Below are 17,103 nucleotides of genomic sequence, written 5' to 3'. Positions count from 1 at the left end.
CGGCTGCAACCCATGACGGGTTCAAGGCCCGTACGGAGATTCACATGACTCAGATCGCCCGCATCAGCGACACCGGCAATGAACGCCGCCTGCAAGCCGAACGCCTGATCGGCGCCGAGGCCTTGCAGCAAGCCCAGGCCTTGCGCTTCAACGTGTTCAGCGGCGAGTTCAACGCCAAGCTGAACGGCGCGGAGCTGGGTCTGGACATGGATGACTATGATGTTCACTGCAGCCACATCGGCGTGCGTGACCTGAACACCGGCCGCCTGGTGGCGACCACCCGTTTGCTCGATCACACCGCCGCCAGCAGCCTGGGCAAGTTCTACAGCGAAGAAGAATTCAGCCTGCACGGCCTCGCCGGTCTGCAAGGCCCGATCCTGGAAATCGGTCGCACCTGCGTCGATCCAGCCTACCGCAACGGCGGCACCATCGCCGTGCTCTGGGGCGAACTGGCCGAAGTCCTCAATCAGGGCGGCTACAGCTATCTGATGGGCTGCGCAAGCATCCCGATGCAGGACGGCGGCGTGCAGGCCCACGCGATCATGCAGCGCCTGCGCGAACGCTATCTGTGCACCGAACACCTGCGCGCCGAACCGAAGAATCCGCTGCCAAGCCTCGACATTCCGTCGAACGTGATCGCCGAAATGCCACCGCTGCTCAAGGCCTACATGCGCCTGGGCGCGAAGATCTGCGGCGAGCCGTGCTGGGACGAAGACTTCCAGGTCGCCGACGTGTTCATCCTGCTCAAACGCGACGAACTCTGCCCGCGCTACGCCAAGCACTTCAAGGCGGCTGTGTAATGAGCCGGCTGCGGGTGTACGCGCGGATCGCGCGAGTGCTGCTGGTGGTGACGCTGGGCCTGAGCATGGCCAGTGTCTTCGGGGTTTTCGAGCGTCTGGGTCTGGCCCATTCGATGGAGCGTCGGCAGCGCTGGTCGCGGTTTTTCATGGCGCGTTTGAGCAATGCCCTGCCCTTTCGCGTGACCGTGCATGGTGAGCTGCCGAAGCAGCCGATGCTGTGGGTCAGCAACCATGTGTCGTGGACCGACATTCCGCTGCTCGGCATGCTCACGCCGCTGTCGTTTCTGTCCAAGGCCGAAGTGCGCACCTGGCCGGTGGCCGGTTGGTTGGCGGCGAAGGCCGGCAGCCTGTTCATCCGTCGCGGTTCGGGCGACAGCCAGCTGATCCGCAAGCAGATGACCCGTCACCTGCAAACCGATCATCCGCTGCTGATGTTCCCGGAAGGCACCACCACCGATGGTCGTTCGCTGCGTACCTTTCACGGTCGCCTGCTGTCGGCGGCGATTGATTCCGAGGTGAAGCTGCAACCAGTGGCGATCCGTTATCTGCGCGATGGCAAGATCGATTCGCTGGCGCCGTTCATTGGTGACGATGATCTGCTGTCGCACCTGATGCGCCTGTTCAGCAACGACTGCGGCGATGTCGAGATCCATCTGCTCAAGCCGATTGTCTGCCAGGGCCGGGAGCGCGCGGCACTGGCGTACGAGGCGCAGCAAGCGGTGCAGAAAGCCTTGTTCGGCGATGTGCTCAAACCGGTCGAAGCGCAACACGCCCGCGATCTGATCGCGGCCTGATCGGCGACATCTATCTACAGCTGCCGGCCGGCAAAGTCCTGCAGCTGTGGGTAGAACAAACGAAAGTCCTCGCTCAACGGTTCGTACAACCGGCGCAATTCCTCCATCGCCCCCGCCAGTTCTTCAGGTCGGGTCAGGCGCCGGGAGATCCCGCGCAACACCTGCTCCAGCACTTCGAATTCCTGATACGAACCCAACCAGTCATTGGCGACCATGTGCGGGGCGATCTTCGCCAGGCGCTCGGGCAATTGCCGCTCGCTGGTCAGCACGCGGTAAACGTCGGTGGTGAATTGGCCGAGCGGCCGGTCGGCGTATTGCGTCCAGTCCCGCGCCAGACAATGGTCGAAAAACACGTCGAGAACGATGCCCGCGTAACGGCGGCGAGTCGTGGAAAACCGCGCCAGTGAAGCGTCCACCAATGGATGGCGATCAGTGAACACGTCGATCTGTCGATGCAGGGCAATCGCCGCTTCGATCTCCGGGTCGAACTGCCCTTGCAGCCGCCCTTTGACGAAATCGCCATACAGACTGCCGAGCAGTTGACCGGGGCGCTGGCCACCGAGGTGTAAATGTGCGAGATAGTTCATGGGCGCAGCTTAGCACCGCGCCCGCGTTTGTTTACACCTCACATATCGTTATAACCCGATATACCGATTTATGCGGTCATCAGATCAAATTCATATTGGTGTATCGCGAATCACCGATATAAAGTTCGCCTCATCGCGATATAGCGCTACACACATCACGAGCACCCAGCCATGAACATTGACCTCGACGAAATAATAAAAGCCCTGGCACACCCAGTACGGCGAGACATCCTCAACTGGCTGAAAGACCCGAAAGCCCAGTTTCCGGAACAGATCCACAACCACGAGTACGGCATCTGCGCCGGGCAGATCGATCAACGCTGCGGCCTGTCGCAGTCGACCGTCTCCGCCCACCTGGCCACCCTGCAACGGGCAGGACTGATCAGCAGCCAGAAAGCCGGCCAGTGGCACTTTTTCAAACGCAATGAGGACGTGATCCAGGCGTTCCTCAGCACCCTCAGCAAAGAGCTCTGACCCTTAACGTCAGCCAGCCAAAAGGAACCAACGATGCCCCTCTCGCTACTCATACTCGCCTTGAGCGCCTTCGCCATCGGCACCACCGAGTTCGTCATCATGGGCCTGCTGCCCAATGTCGCGGCTGACCTCGGTGTGTCGATCCCAGGCGCCGGCTGGCTGGTGACCGGCTACGCCCTGGGCGTGGCGATTGGTGCACCGTTCATGGCAATGGCCACTGCAAAACTGCCGCGCAAGGCTGCACTGGTAACGCTGATGGGCATCTTCATTATCGGCAACCTGCTCTGCGCCATCGCCACTGATTACGAGGTGCTGATGTTCGCCCGGGTCGTTACAGCCCTCTGCCACGGTGCGTTCTTCGGCATCGGTTCGGTGGTCGCGGCCAACCTGGTGGCACCGAACAAACGCGCCTCGGCCGTGGCCCTGATGTTCACCGGCCTGACCCTGGCCAACGTGCTGGGTGTACCGCTGGGCACCGCCCTCGGTCAGGAAGCCGGCTGGCGCTCGACCTTCTGGGCAGTGACGGTGATCGCGCTGATCGGCCTGATCCGCTTCCTGCCGGCCAAGCGTGACGAAGAAAAACTCGACATGCGCGCCGAACTGGCCGCGCTCAAGGGCGCCGGCATCTGGCTGTCGCTGAGCATGACCGCGCTGTTCGCCGCTTCAGTATTCACTCTGTTCACTTACGTCGCGCCGTTGCTGGGCGATGTCACCGGTGTCTCGCCCCGTGGCGTGACCTGGACCCTGATGCTCATCGGCCTGGGCCTGACCGTCGGCAACATCATCGGCGGCAAACTGGCCGACAAAGGCCTGGCCGCAACGCTGATCGGCGTATTCATCGCCATGGCCGTGACCTCCACCGTCCTGACCTGGACCAGCATCGCGCTGATCCCGACCGAAATCACCCTGTTCCTCTGGGCCACCGCGTGTTTCGCCGCCGTACCGGCCCTGCAAGTGAACGTCGTGACCTACGGCCAGGCCGCACCGAACCTGGTGTCGACCCTGAACATCGGCGCCTTCAACGTCGGCAACGCCCTCGGCGCCTGGGTCGGCGGCAGCGTCATCGCCCACGGCTACGGCCTGACCAGCGTGCCTCTTGCTGCCGCAGCACTCGCGGTCCTGGCCCTGCTGGTGACCCTGATCACATTCCGCCAGAACGGCAATCCCGAACTGGCCACCGCTAACTGATTCACTCACTTACCTCACGAGGGTTGTATCTCATGGCAACAATTTTCGATCCGATCAAACTGGGCGACCTCGAGCTGTCCAACCGCATCATCATGGCGCCGCTGACCCGCTGCCGCGCCGACGAAGGCCGCGTACCGAACGCACTGATGGCCGAGTACTACGTACAACGCGCCTCGGCCGGCCTGATCCTCAGCGAAGCCACCTCGGTGACCCCGATGGGCGTCGGCTACCCGGACACCCCGGGCATCTGGTCCAATGATCAAGTGCGCGGCTGGACCAACGTGACCAAGGCCGTTCACGCGGCCGGCGGCAAGATCGTCCTGCAACTGTGGCACGTCGGCCGGGTCTCCCACCCGTCGTACCTGAACGGTGAAGCGCCGGTTGCACCGAGCGCCATCCAGCCTAAAGGCCACGTCAGCCTGGTTCGCCCGCTGGCCGACTATCCAACCCCGCGCGCACTGGAAACCGCTGAGATCGCCGACATCGTCGACGCTTACCGCGTCGGCGCGGAAAACGCCAAGGCTGCCGGTTTCGACGGCGTGGAAATCCACGGCGCCAACGGTTACCTGCTCGACCAGTTCCTGCAAAGCAGCACCAACCAGCGCACCGACATCTACGGCGGCTCCCTGGAAAACCGTGCCCGTCTGCTGCTGGAAGTGACCGACGCCGCGATCGAAGTCTGGGGCGCCGGCCGTGTCGGCGTACACCTGGCACCGCGCGCCGACTCCCATGACATGGGCGACGACAACCTGGCCGAAACCTTCACCTACGTGGCTCGCGAACTGGGCAAGCGTGGCATCGCCTTCATCTGCTCCCGCGAGAAAGAAGGCGCCGACAGCCTCGGCCCACAACTGAAAGAAGCCTTCGGCGGCGCGTACATCGCCAACGAACGCTTCACCAAGGACAGCGCCAACGCCTGGCTGGCCGAGGGCAAGGCTGACGCGGTGGCATTCGGCATCCCGTTCATTGCCAACCCGGACCTGCCGGCTCGACTGAAGGCCGATGCGCCGCTGAACGAACCGCACCCGGAAACCTTCTACGGCAAAGGCGCGGTCGGCTACCTCGACTACCCGACGCTGTAAGCCGCACCGCAGAAACACAAAAGCCCCCGACTCGCGAGAGTCGGGGGCTTTTTATTGATCGCCGGGTGGGCGAGCCGCTCACATTCGTTCACAGGCTCGACACAAAATCCCTACAAAATACGTAGCTCGCTACATATCAACCCGTGCCGCAGAGGTATATAAAAGCATCCCATTGCAGCGGGGCGAGTGAACAGGGATCTTCACCCTCCTCCGTCATTGACACAAACTGATCCAATAACGAATTTTGTTTCATTTGCGCAGGCTGGGGCTCAGGCGCAGCATGTCCAGCCCGGTATCGACCCAGCGCTCGGCCTCGGCGTACAGTTCGAAGCTGTCCGGCGCCAATAGCCATCCATAAAGGAGGCCGTCGATATAGGCGTGAATGCTGATGGCTGCCCGGGCAGTGTCGAGGTCTGCCGGCAACTGCCCACGATTGACCGCATTACTCAATGTCAGCGCGATCCGCACATTGCAATCGAGGCTGGCGGTCCGGCGCTGTTGGCGCAGATCGCACATTTCATCGGTGAACTCGCACTTATGAAACAGAATTTCGTTGATACGCCGGGTCTTCGGGTCCAGCGCAACTTGATGAAACAAATGAATCAGCAATTTGCGCATGCAGCCCAGCGGATCGGGTTCGTCCTCGCTCTCGCTGGCTTTGGCCAGTTCGTCCAGCGGCTCATGCAGGGTATCGAGCATGGCTTGCAACAGATCGGCCTTGTTGCTGAAGTGCCAGTAGATGGCACCGCGCGTCACCCCGGCCAGGGTGGCGATGTCCGACAGCGTCGTGCGGGCCACGCCCCGCTCATAGAAGGCCTTCTCGGCCGCTTCGAGAATCTGGCTGCGCGTTTCCTGAGCTTCCTCTTTGGTACGACGAACCATGGCAGTAAAACCTCAAACAGGATGTTTCAGGGATGGCTGAATATCCGCTGAATAAAAAAGGGTTGATCTCTCGCGGATCGGCTCCCCGGCCTACAATTTCAGACCTTGCGACGACTTTTGTAACAGGGTGGATACGACGCCAAGGTGTTTACAAACAACCATGAACGTAAGTATATTCCTTAGCAAGCTACTTATCCACCCGGTAACCCTTTTTTACCCTTCCACACTTCTTGTGCGCTTTTTGCGCGCCTGACCCGAGGATCTTCATGCAATTCAAGCCAGCTGTTACCGCTCTGGTCACTGCCGTCGCCCTGGCATCGCTGCTCAGCGGATGTAAAAAGGAAGAGGCGGCTCCCGCCGCACCACCTCCTCAGGTCGGCGTCGTCACCCTGCAACCACAAGCCTTTACCCTGACTTCCGAATTGCCGGGCCGCACCAGTGCGTTCCGCATCGCCGAAGTTCGTCCGCAGGTCAACGGCATCATTCTCAAGCGTCTGTTCAAGGAAGGCGGCGATGTCAAAGCCGGCCAGCAGCTGTATCAGATCGATCCGTCGGTCTATGAAGCGACCCTGAAAAGCGCCGAAGCCAACCTGCGTTCGACCAAGTCGATCTCCGACCGCTACAAGCAACTGGTCGACGAGCAGGCCGTCAGCCGTCAGGAATACGACACCGCCGTGGCCAACCGCCTGCAATCGGAAGCGTCGTTGCAGACCGCACAGATCAACGTGCGCTACACCAAGGTCTACGCACCGATCTCCGGTCGTATCGGCCGTTCTTCGGTAACCGAAGGCGCGCTGGTCAGCAGCGGCCAGACCGATGCGATGGCCGTGATCCAGCAACTGGACCCGATCTACGTCGACGTCACCCAGTCCTCGGTCGAGTTGCTGGAACTGCGCCGCGAACTGGAAAGCGGTCGTCTGCAGAAGGCCGGCGACAACGCCGCTGCGGTCAAGCTGACCCTGGAAGACGGCAGCCAGTACAAGCTCGACGGTAAGCTGGAATTCTCCGAAGTGTCGGTCGATCAGACCACCGGTTCCGTGACCCTGCGCGCCGTGTTCCCGAACCCGGATCACACCCTGCTGCCGGGCATGTTCGTCCACGCGCAGTTGCAGGCCGGTGTGAACAGCGCCGCGATCCTCGCGCCGCAACAAGGCGTGACCCGCGACCTCAAAGGCACCCCGACCGCGCTGGTCGTCGGCCCGGACAACAAGGTCGAACTGCGTCAGCTCAAGGCCAGCCGCACCGTCGGCAGCCAGTGGCTGATCGAAGACGGCCTGAAGGCCGGTGATCGTCTGATCACCGAAGGGCTGCAATTCGTCAAACCGGGTGTTGAGGTCAAAGCGACCGAAGCCACCAACGTCGGCAACAAGAACCCGGCCCCCGCTCAGGCAGCTGACAAAGCCGCCGGCGGCAAAGGGGAGTAATCCATGTCAAAATTTTTCATCGACCGTCCGATTTTCGCCTGGGTAATTGCCCTGGTGATCATGCTGGTCGGGGCACTTTCGATCCTGAAACTGCCGATCAACCAGTACCCGAGCATTGCGCCACCGGCCATTGCCATCTCCGTGACCTACCCGGGTGCTTCGGCACAGACGGTTCAGGACACCGTGGTGCAAGTGATCGAGCAGCAGCTCAACGGTATCGACAACCTGCGTTATGTGTCCTCGGAAAGTAACTCCGACGGCAGCATGACCATCACCGCGACCTTCGAGCAAGGCACCAACTCCGACACCGCGCAGGTCCAGGTCCAGAACAAGCTGAACCTGGCCACCCCGCTGCTGCCGCAGGAAGTGCAGCAACAGGGTATCCGCGTGACCAAGGCAGTGAAGAACTTCCTGCTGGTGATCGGTGTGGTGTCGCGTGACGGCAGCATGACCAAGGACGACCTGTCCAACTACATCGTGTCGAACATGCAGGACCCGATCTCGCGGACCGCCGGTGTCGGTGACTTCCAGGTCTTCGGTGCCCAGTACGCGATGCGTATCTGGCTCGACCCGGCCAAGTTGAACAACTTCAACCTGACCCCGGTCGACGTGAAAACCGCGATTGCGGCGCAGAACGTCCAGGTGTCGTCCGGTCAGCTCGGCGGCTTGCCTGCCGTGCAGGGCCAGCAACTGAACGCCACGATCATCGGCAAGACCCGTCTGCAGACCGCCGAGCAGTTCAAAGAGATTCTGCTCAAGGTCAACAAGGACGGCTCGCAGGTTCGCCTGAAAGATGTCGCCGACGTCGGCCTGGGTGGCGAGAACTATGCGATCAGCGCCCAGTTCAACGGCAGCCCGGCTTCCGGTCTGGCGGTGAAACTGGCCAACGGTGCCAACGCTCTCGACACCGCCAAGGCACTGCGCAAGACGATTGACGACCTCAAGCCGTTCTTCCCGCAAGGCATGGAAGTGGTGTTCCCGTACGACACCACGCCGGTGGTGACCGAGTCGATCAAAGGCGTGGTTCACACCCTGGTCGAAGCGATTGCGCTGGTGTTCCTGGTGATGTTCCTGTTCCTGCAGAACTTCCGCGCCACCGTCATCACCACGATGACCGTGCCGGTGGTATTGCTCGGTACGTTCGGCATCCTCGCGGCGGCCGGTTTCAGCATCAACACCCTGACCATGTTCGGTATGGTACTGGCCATCGGCTTGCTGGTGGACGACGCCATCGTCGTGGTGGAAAACGTCGAGCGGGTGATGAGCGAAGAAGGCTTGTCACCGAAGGAAGCGACCAAGAAATCCATGGGCCAGATCCAGGGCGCCCTGGTTGGTATCGCCCTCGTTCTGTCGGCGGTATTGCTGCCAATGGCGTTCTTCAGCGGCTCCACCGGTGTGATCTACAAGCAGTTCTCGATCACCATCGTGTCGGCCATGGCGTTGTCGGTACTGGTCGCGCTGATCTTCACCCCGGCGCTGTGCGCCACCATGCTCAAGGCAATTCCGCACGGTGAGCACGGCGCACCGAAAAAAGGTTTCTTCGGCTGGTTCAACCGCAACTTCGATCGTGGCGTCAACAGCTACGAGCGCGGTGTCGGCAACATGCTGTCGCGCAAGGCGCCGTACCTGCTGGCCTACCTGCTGATCGTGGTCGGCATGATCTGGCTGTTCACCCGCATTCCGACCGCGTTCCTGCCGGAAGAAGACCAGGGCGTTCTGTTCGCCCAGGTGCAGACGCCAGCCGGCTCCAGTGCCCAGCGCACTCAGGTGGTGGTGGATGAAATGCGTGAATTTTTGCTGCGTCCGACCAAGGACGGCGGTGAAGGCGACGCAGTAGCCTCGGTGTTCACCGTGACCGGCTTCAACTTCGCCGGCCGTGGCCAGAGCTCGGGTATGGCGTTCATCATGCTCAAGCCGTGGGACGAACGTAACGCCGACAACAGCGTGTTCAAACTCGCCGCCCGCGCCCAGCAGCACTTCTTCAGCTTCCGCGATGCGATGGTGTTCGCCTTCGCCCCGCCGGCCGTACTGGAGCTGGGTAACGCCACCGGTTTCGACGTGTTCCTGCAGGACCGCGCCGGTATCGGTCACGAGAAGTTGATGGCTGCACGCAACCAGTTCCTCGGCATGGCCGCGCAGAGCAAGGTGCTCACGCAGGTCCGTCCGAACGGTCTGAACGACGAACCGCAATTCCAGCTGGAAATCGATGACGAGAAGGCCAGTGCCCTGGGCATCACCATCTCCGACATCAACAACACCCTGTCGATTGCATTGGGCAGTAGCTACGTCAACGACTTCATCGACCGTGGTCGGGTGAAGAAGGTGTACGTGCAGGGCCGGCCAGACTCGCGCATGAGCCCGGAAGATCTGAAGAAGTGGTACGTGCGCAACGCCAGCGGCACCATGGTTCCGTTCTCCGCGTTCGCCAAGGGCGAGTGGATCTACGGTTCGCCGAAGCTGGCGCGTTACAACGGCGTTGAAGCGGTCGAGATCCTCGGTGCCCCGGCTCCGGGCTACTCCACCGGTGAAGCGATGGCCGAAGTCGAGGCGATTGCCAAGAAACTGCCGGCCGGCGTGGGTATCTCGTGGACCGGTCTGTCGTACGAAGAACGACTGTCCGGCTCGCAGGCTCCGGCGCTGTACGCCCTGTCGCTGCTGATGGTGTTCCTGTGTCTGGCGGCGCTGTATGAAAGCTGGTCGATTCCGATCGCGGTCATGCTCGTGGTACCGCTGGGGATCATCGGTGCGCTGATGGCCACCAGCCTGCGCGGTCTGTCGAACGACGTGTACTTCCAGGTGGGTCTGTTGACGACCATTGGTCTTGCGGCTAAAAACGCCATTCTGATCGTCGAGTTCGCCAAGGAATTGCACGAGCAGGGACGCAGTCTGCGCGATGCGGCCATCGAAGCCTGCCGCATGCGTCTGCGACCGATCATCATGACGTCGCTGGCCTTCGTCCTCGGTGTTGTACCGTTGGCTATCTCCACCGGCGCAGGCTCGGGCAGTCAACACGCGATCGGTACCGGCGTGATTGGCGGTATGCTCACCGCAACGATCCTGGCGATTTTCTGGGTTCCACTGTTCTTCGTCACTGTGTCGTCCATGGGTCAGCGCAAAAACGCCGGCAAGGATGACACCATAGAAACTCCTAAAGAGGCTGGCCAATGAGCAAGTCGCTACTCTCCATCGCAGTTGCCGCCTTCGTGCTGAGCGGTTGCTCGCTGATACCGGATTATCAGCAGCCTGAAGCACCGGTGGCCGCGCAATTCCCGCAGGGCCCGGCGTACTCGCCGGCCCAGGCACCGGCGCAGGCCGCTGCCGAACAGGGCTGGAAGCAGTTTTTCCATGACCCTGCCCTGCAGCAGCTGATCCAGGTCGCCCTGGAAAACAACCGCGACCTGCGTGTCGCGGCGCTGAACATCGACGCCTATGCGGCTCAATACCGCATCCAGCGCGCCGACCTGTTCCCGGCCGTGTCGGCCAATGCCAGCGGCAGCCGTCAGCGGGTTCCGGCCCGTGCGTCGCAGACCGGTGAAGCGGCCATCAGCAGTTCCTACTCCGCTACCGTCGGCATCAGCGCCTACGAACTCGACCTGTTCGGTCGGGTTCGCAGCCTGAGCGAACAAGCGCTGCAACAATACTTCGCCACCGAAGAAGCGCGCCGCAGCACCCAGATCAGCCTGGTGGCCAGCGTGGCCAACGCCTACCTGACCTGGCAGGCCGACAAGGAACTGCTGAAGCTGACTCAGGACACCCTCGGCGCCTTCGAGGAAAGCTACAAGCTGACCAGCCGCAGCAACGAAGTCGGTGTGGCTTCGGCACTGGACCTGGCGCAGTCGCGCACCTCGGTTGAAAACGCCCGGGCACAACTGGCGCGTTACACCCGCCAAGTCGCCCAAGACGAAAACAGCCTGACCCTGCTGCTCGGCACCGGCGTGCCGGCCAACCTGCAAGCGGCCAAACCGCTGTCGGATGACCTGCTGGCCGACGTGCCGGCCGGCTTGCCGTCGGATCTGCTGCAACGTCGTCCGGACATCCTTCAGGCCGAGTACAACCTGAAGGCGGCCAACGCCAACATCGGCGCGGCCCGTGCAGCGTTCTTCCCGAGCATCAGCCTGACCGCCAACGCGGGCAGCCTGAGCCCGGACCTGTCCGGCCTGTTCAAGGGCGGTTCGGGCACGTGGCTGTTCCAGCCGCAGATCAACCTGCCGATCTTCAACGCCGGCAGCCTGCGCGCCAGCCTCGACTACGCCAAGATCCAGAAGGACATTGGCGTGGCGAACTACGAGAAGTCCATTCAAACGGCCTTCCAGGAAGTCGCCGACGGCTTGGCCGCACGCCAGACCTACACCGAGCAATTGCAAGCCCAGCGTGACTTCGTTCAGGCCAACCAGGATTACTACCGCCTGGCCGAGCGTCGCTATCGCATCGGTGTCGACAGCAACCTGACCTTCCTCGATGCCCAGCGTCAGCTGTTCAGCGCGCAACAATCGCTGATCACCGACCGCCTCGCGCAGCTGACCAGTGCGGTCAACCTGTACAAGGCCCTCGGCGGTGGCTGGAATGCGCAGACCGCGCAGAACGAACCGCTCAAGGAAGAAGCGCCGAAGATGAAGTTGTTCTGATCATCCGCTGAACACAAGAAGCCCGCCGATTTGGCGGGCTTTTTGTTGCCTGCCAATCTTGCGTTCGATAATCGCCCGAATTCCACTTTCGCCGATTGAATCGCCTCGCCCGCGCCCCGCACCATTCGAGCCACAAAACCAATAACAACAGGTTCGACACCATGCTCCCGCGCCCTGCTCCATCCGGCTGATCGCCGCCGCTTCGCCCCCTGATTCCATTGAATTCCTGCGCCTCAGAAACGGCCGCAGCGCCCCCGTTCGCCCAAAAAAACAAGAGAGACCCCAGCCCATGACAACGTCCCCTGCGCCCTACGCACTTCCCGGCCTGATCGCCCTCGCCCTGGCCGGCGTCGCGCTGCCCGCTGCGGCTGAAGAAGCCGGTTTCATCGAAGGGGCCAAGGTCAACCTGAACCTGCGCAACTTCTACATCAACCGCAACTTCACCAACCCGACCAAGGCTCAGGGCAAGGCTGAAGAGTGGACGCAGAACTTCATCCTCGACGCCAAGTCCGGTTTCACCCAGGGCACCGTCGGGTTCGGCATGGATGTGCTGGGGTTGTACTCGGTGAAGCTCGATGGCGGCAAAGGCACCGGCGGCACCCAGGCATTGCCGCTGGATCATGACGGGCGCCCGGCGGACACCTTCGGCCGCACCAACGTGGCGTTCAAGGCCAGGCTGTCGCAGACCGAAGTGAAGGTCGGCGAATGGATGCCGGTGCTGCCGATCCTGCGTTCGGACGACGGCCGCTCGCTGCCGCAGACCTTTCGCGGCGGCCAGATCACCTCGAAGGAAATCGACGGCCTGACCCTCTACGGCGGCCAGTTCCGCGCCAACAGCCCCCGTGACGACAGCAGCATGAGCGACATGTCGATGACCGGCAAAGCCGCGTTCACCTCCGATCGCTTCAACTTCCAGGGCGGCGAATACGTGTTCAACGACAAGCGCACCCAGATCGGTCTGTGGAACGCCGAACTCAAGGACATCTACAGCCAGCAATACGTCAACCTGATCCACAGCCAGCCAATCGGTGACTGGACCCTGGGCGCCAACCTCGGTTTCTTCTACGGCAAGGACGACGGCAGTGCCCGCGCCGGCGACCTCGATAACAAGACCTGGTCGGGCATGTTCTCCGCGCGATACGGCGGCAACACCTTCTACGTCGGCCTGCAAAAACTCACCGGCGACAGCGCCTGGATGCGGGTCAACGGCACCAGCGGCGGAACGCTCGCCAACGACAGCTACAACTCAAGCTACGACAACGCGCAGGAACGTTCCTGGCAACTGCGCCACGACTACAACTTCGCCGCCCTCGGCGTGCCCGGCCTGACCCTGATGAACCGCTACATCAGCGGCGACAACGTGCACACCGGGACCATCACCGACGGCAAGGAATGGGGCCGCGAATCGGAACTGGGCTACACCGTGCAAAGCGGTGCGCTCAAGGATCTGAACGTCAGGTGGCGCAACTCGACCATGCGTCGTGACTTCAGCAACAACGAGTTCGACGAAAACCGCCTGATCGTCAGCTATCCGATCAGCCTGCTCTAGGGCGCTGCACCATCCGTCAGGATTAATGGCACGGCGCCAGCCGACGCGTAGAGTGGATCCACCTGAAGGACTCAGGTGCTCCACCCTCTTCGCTTCCGTTATCTGTGGATGTCGGTCCCCAGGACTTGGCCAGGTTGTCATCGGAAGACCCTGCTGATCACCGGAGGACGACCTCATGATCACCCGACTCAACCCCGCTCCCGTCGACAAAGACTGGGATGCCAGGGCGTACGAGCAGTTTTCCCGTCTCAGGCAACAACCGGTCGATGAACTGCTCGGCCGCGTCGAGCTGGACAATCCTCAACGCATTTATGACCTCGGTTGCGGCACCGGGATTGCCACGAAGGTTCTGGCCAATCGCTGGCCCCGGGCGCTTCTCAAAGGCATCGACAGTTCGAAAGACATGCTTCAGGTCGCCCGTTGTCTGCCGATCAAGGCGCGCTGGCAACACGCCGAACTGCGGCACTGGAAACCCCGCAAGCCAGCCGACCTGTTGTTCGCCGCGGCCGTGCTGCATTTCATCGATGACCATCGAACGCTATTGCCGGGATTGCTTCGCCACCTCAACCCCGGTGGCTGCCTGGCCGCACACATGCCGGACTGGCGCGATGCGCTGTGGTACCGGCTGATGCTCGACACCCTCGACGATGCCGGACCCTGCGGTCGCCCCATCGGCACTGCGCAGTTGCGCCAGCGCATGGCCGCGCGCCCGTTGTTGTCGCTGGAGGATTACTACCGATTGCTCGCGCCGCTGACCCGGTCGCTGGATATCTGGGAAACAGAGCAATTGCAGGTGGTCGACGGCAAGTCGCCGGTTTATGACTGGGTGAAGGTGTCGGCGCTGCGGCCGGTGATGCAGGGACTGACGTCAGAGCAACAGGCGCGCTTCATTTACCACTACCTGATGCGGGTGCACGCGCATTATCCGCAGGAAAAAAACGGCCATACGTTGTTTGCGTTCAAGCGGATTTTCATTGTCGCCAAGGTTTGAATCGGCGCGGCAAATACCGCCATCGCTAGCAGGCTAGCTCCCACAATGGACCGCATTTCACTGTGGGAGCTAGCCTGCTAGCGATGGCGTCCGCTCAGTCGCCGTCAATCCCGGGATTCGACACCCAGCTCATCCCACACCGATTCGGCCAGATGAAACGTCGCATTCGCCGCCGGAATCCCGCAGTAGATCGCGCTCTGCATGATCACTTCCTTGATCTCGCCGCGGCTCACGCCATTGTTGGCCGCCGCCCGCAGGTGCAACTTGAGCTCACCCTCGCGGTTCATGCCGATCAGCATGGCGATAGTGATCAGGCTGCGGGTGTGGCGTGGCAGGCCCGGGCGGGTCCAGATGTCGCCCCAGGCGTGACGGGTGATCATCTCCTGGAATTCCGAATTGAACTCGGTCAGCGTGGTCAGGCTGCGATCGACGTGAGCGTCGCCGAGCACCGCGCGGCGCACTTGCATGCCGTCGTCGTAACGTTGTTTCTCGTCCACGGAAATCCCCTCAATCGGCCAGCAAAAAGGTCAGCACGCGGTCGCTGAACGCGTCGCCGGCCTGAACGTTGGAAAGGTGCGCCGCATAGAACTCGGCGTACTCGGCGCCGCGCACATGCTCCTGAATGAAATGCCCGCCGGACGGTGGCGTCACCGCATCTTCGGTACCGGCGATCACCAGCAGCGGCGCCTTGATCGACGACAACTGCTCACGGAAATCCGCATCGCGCACCGCCCCGCAGTTGGCGGCGTAACCTTCAGGATTGGTCGCGGCCAGCATGTCGGTGATCTGCTTGGCCGCTGCCGGATTGGCGGCGGAAAAATCCGGAGTAAACCAGCGGGCAATCGATGCATCACGCAACGCGACCATCGCCGCCGGGCCGTCGCGCAGCACGGTTTCGATGCGCGGATTCCACACCGACGGATCGCCGATTTTCGCCGCCGTGTTGCAGACGATCAGTTTGTTCAACCGCTGGCCGGCGTTGATCCCCAGCCACTGGCCGATCAACCCGCCCATCGACAGACCGCAGAAATGCGCGCGCTCGATATGCAGCGCATCCAGCAGCGCCAGCACGTCGCGGCCCAGTTGCTCGATGCTGTAAGGGCCCGGCGTCACCAGCGACTGGCCGTGCCCGCGCGTATCAAAGCGCAGCACGCGAAAATGTTCGGTGAAGGCCGGCATCTGCACGTCCCACATGTGCAGGTCGGTGCCCAGCGAGTTCGACAGCACCAGCACCGGCGCATCGACCGGGCCTTCCAATGTGTAATGCAGTTCGCCATCGGCGAGTTGAACGAAAGCCACAGCCCTCTCCTTTCAGTCAGACAATGCGTTGTGTTCGGCCACCGCACGCTCGACCCAGACCTGCGCCTGACCGAGGTAATGGGCGGGATCGAGCAGATGATCCAGTTCGGTTGCGCTCAGTTCGGCGGTCACCTGCGGTTCGTCACCGAGGACCGCACGCAGGTGGCGCTGTTCGGCCACCGCTCGCTTGCAGCATTGTTCGAGCAGATGATGCGCGGTGTCGCGGCCGACCCGTTGTGCGAGCACGATGCTCACTGCTTCGGCCAGCACCAGACCTTGAGTCAGTTCCAGGTTGCGGGCCATGCGCGCGGCATCGACCTCCAGACCGTCGGCCAGCAGCCGCGCCTGTTGCAGCGCGCCCGACACCAGGCAGCAGATCTCCGGCAGGGTTTCCCATTCGGCGTGCCACAAACCGAGGCTGCGTTCATGTTCCTGGGGCATGGCGCTGAACAGCGTCGAGACCAGCCCCGGCACGCGGGTCGCCGCGCCGATCAACACCGCCGCGCCCACCGGATTGCGCTTGTGCGGCATGGTCGAGGAACCGCCCTTGCCCGGCGCCGATGGCTCGAACACTTCCGCCGCTTCGGTCTGCATCAACAGACTGATGTCGCGGCCGAATTTGCCGAGGCTGCCGGCGATCAGCCCGAGCACAGCACCAAACTCGACGATGCGATCACGCTGGGTGTGCCATGGTTGTTCCGGCAGGGTCAGTTGCAGTTCTTCGGCCAGTGCATGGGCGATCGGCAATGCCTGTTCGCCGAGCGCCGCAAGGGTGCCGGACGCGCCGCCGAATTGCAGCACCAGCAGTCGCGGCTTGAGCTCGCGTAGGCGTTGACGGCTGCGAGTCACGGCACCGAGCCAACCGGCGATCTTCATGCCGAGCGTCACCGGCGTCGCGTGTTGCAGCCAGGTACGCCCGGCCAGCGGCGTCGCGGCGTGGCGCTGCGCCTGAATGGCGAGGGCGTCGGCCAGTTGCGCCAGCTCCCCTTCAATCAGATCAAGCGCCTGACGCAATTGCAGCACCAGCCCGGAATCCATCACGTCCTGGCTGGTAGCGCCCAGATGCACGTAGCGCTCGGCTTCGGCATCGGTCGCGGCAATCTGCTTGCCCAAGGCCTTGACCAGCGGAATCGCCGAATTGCCGGCCGTGGCAATCGCCTCGCCCAGCGCTGCGAAATCAAACAGCCCGGCGCGGCAGGCGTTTTCGATCGACGCAACAGCATTCGCCGGAATCAACCCGACTCGCGCTTCGGCCCGGGCCAGCGCCGCTTCGAAGTCGAGCATCGCCTGCACCCGGCCCTGATCGCAGAACACGTCGCGCATATCGCGGGCAGTAAAGTAGGCATCGAACAATTGATTGCCCGGTCGCTGAGTCATAAACAGTCCTTGCCGGCGCGGGCCGGTGTGG

The 17,103-nt window shown here is 62.3% G+C and carries 15 protein-coding genes; 10 read left to right on the top strand and 5 right to left on the bottom strand.

The window, feature by feature from the left end:
- The first annotated feature begins 44 nt into the window (after positions 1 to 44).
- Positions 45 to 800: an L-ornithine N(alpha)-acyltransferase gene (gene olsB / locus LOY31_RS06605; protein ID WP_007957877.1), complete on the top strand. Its 756-nt coding sequence runs from the start codon at positions 45 to 47 to the stop codon at positions 798 to 800.
- The gene (locus LOY31_RS06600; protein ID WP_221532847.1) at positions 800 to 1,594 is read left to right on the top strand and encodes a 1-acyl-sn-glycerol-3-phosphate acyltransferase; all 795 of its coding nucleotides are present in this window, start codon (positions 800 to 802) and stop codon (positions 1,592 to 1,594) included. Before olsB ends, LOY31_RS06600 begins: the two co-directional genes overlap by 1 nt.
- 14 nt (positions 1,595 to 1,608) lie before the next feature.
- On the opposite strand, the gene LOY31_RS06595 is transcribed toward LOY31_RS06600, so the two are convergent.
- Positions 1,609 to 2,181 (bottom strand): ACP phosphodiesterase, encoded by a 573-nt coding sequence (locus LOY31_RS06595; protein WP_085605423.1) that lies wholly within the window; start codon positions 2,179 to 2,181, stop codon positions 1,609 to 1,611.
- A 171-nt stretch (positions 2,182 to 2,352) separates the two neighbouring features.
- Here LOY31_RS06595 and LOY31_RS06590 point away from each other — a divergent pair, with 171 nt between their 5' ends.
- Genes LOY31_RS06590 through LOY31_RS06580 form a run of 3 tightly spaced genes read left to right on the top strand, consistent with a single transcriptional unit; the run spans position 2,353 to position 4,925 of the window.
- On the top strand, positions 2,353 to 2,655 hold the full coding sequence (locus tag LOY31_RS06590) for a helix-turn-helix transcriptional regulator (protein WP_007957866.1): 303 nt from the start codon (positions 2,353 to 2,355) through the stop codon (positions 2,653 to 2,655).
- A 33-nt stretch (positions 2,656 to 2,688) separates the two neighbouring features.
- Positions 2,689 to 3,843: an MFS transporter gene (locus tag LOY31_RS06585; protein WP_258712997.1), complete on the top strand. Its 1,155-nt coding sequence runs from the start codon at positions 2,689 to 2,691 to the stop codon at positions 3,841 to 3,843.
- A gap of 32 nt (positions 3,844 to 3,875) precedes the next feature.
- On the top strand, positions 3,876 to 4,925 hold the full coding sequence (locus tag LOY31_RS06580) for an alkene reductase (protein WP_007957862.1): 1,050 nt from the start codon (positions 3,876 to 3,878) through the stop codon (positions 4,923 to 4,925).
- 249 nt (positions 4,926 to 5,174) lie between these two features.
- Here LOY31_RS06580 and emhR read toward each other — a convergent pair whose 3' ends face one another.
- Positions 5,175 to 5,807, bottom strand: a complete 633-nt coding sequence (gene emhR / locus LOY31_RS06575) for an efflux system transcriptional repressor EmhR (RefSeq protein ID WP_007957850.1) — start codon at positions 5,805 to 5,807, stop codon at positions 5,175 to 5,177.
- Positions 5,808 to 6,073: 266 nt separating this feature from the next.
- On the opposite strand from emhR, the gene emhA reads away from it, so the two are divergent.
- From emhA to LOY31_RS06550, 5 genes are all read left to right on the top strand, one after another.
- The gene (gene emhA, locus LOY31_RS06570; protein ID WP_007957848.1) at positions 6,074 to 7,231 is read left to right on the top strand and encodes an efflux RND transporter periplasmic adaptor subunit EmhA; all 1,158 of its coding nucleotides are present in this window, start codon (positions 6,074 to 6,076) and stop codon (positions 7,229 to 7,231) included.
- A gap of 3 nt (positions 7,232 to 7,234) precedes the next feature.
- Entirely contained in the window at positions 7,235 to 10,399 is a 3,165-nt protein-coding gene (gene emhB / locus LOY31_RS06565) for an efflux RND transporter permease subunit EmhB (protein WP_258712996.1), read from the top strand.
- Entirely contained in the window at positions 10,396 to 11,856 is a 1,461-nt protein-coding gene (gene emhC, locus LOY31_RS06560) for an efflux RND transporter outer membrane subunit EmhC (RefSeq protein ID WP_258712995.1), read from the top strand. The genes emhB and emhC overlap by 4 nt, the downstream gene beginning before the upstream one ends.
- Positions 11,857 to 12,145: 289 nt before the next feature.
- On the top strand, positions 12,146 to 13,405 hold the full coding sequence (locus LOY31_RS06555; protein ID WP_258712994.1) for an OprD family porin: 1,260 nt from the start codon (positions 12,146 to 12,148) through the stop codon (positions 13,403 to 13,405).
- A 175-nt stretch (positions 13,406 to 13,580) separates the two neighbouring features.
- Positions 13,581 to 14,396 (top strand): methyltransferase domain-containing protein, encoded by an 816-nt coding sequence (locus tag LOY31_RS06550; protein WP_258712993.1) that lies wholly within the window; start codon positions 13,581 to 13,583, stop codon positions 14,394 to 14,396.
- 104 nt (positions 14,397 to 14,500) lie between these two features.
- On the opposite strand, the gene pcaC is transcribed toward LOY31_RS06550, so the two are convergent.
- From pcaC to LOY31_RS06535, 3 genes are read right to left on the bottom strand one after another with little or no spacing between them, the layout of a single operon-like run.
- A complete protein-coding gene (pcaC, locus tag LOY31_RS06545) occupies positions 14,501 to 14,893 on the bottom strand; it encodes a 4-carboxymuconolactone decarboxylase (protein WP_007957838.1) in 393 nt (130 codons plus the stop codon).
- A 10-nt stretch (positions 14,894 to 14,903) separates the two neighbouring features.
- Entirely contained in the window at positions 14,904 to 15,695 is a 792-nt protein-coding gene (gene pcaD / locus LOY31_RS06540; protein ID WP_085605411.1) for a 3-oxoadipate enol-lactonase, read from the bottom strand.
- 12 nt (positions 15,696 to 15,707) lie between these two features.
- On the bottom strand, positions 15,708 to 17,072 hold the full coding sequence (locus tag LOY31_RS06535) for a 3-carboxy-cis,cis-muconate cycloisomerase (protein ID WP_258712992.1): 1,365 nt from the start codon (positions 17,070 to 17,072) through the stop codon (positions 15,708 to 15,710).
- Positions 17,073 to 17,103 lie beyond the last annotated feature (31 nt).

The sequence above is a fragment of the Pseudomonas sp. B21-021 genome (assembly GCF_024749205.1).
GTDB lineage: Bacteria > Pseudomonadota > Gammaproteobacteria > Pseudomonadales > Pseudomonadaceae > Aquipseudomonas > Aquipseudomonas paraglycinae.
This window is presented reverse-complemented; position numbering and strand designations above follow the sequence as displayed.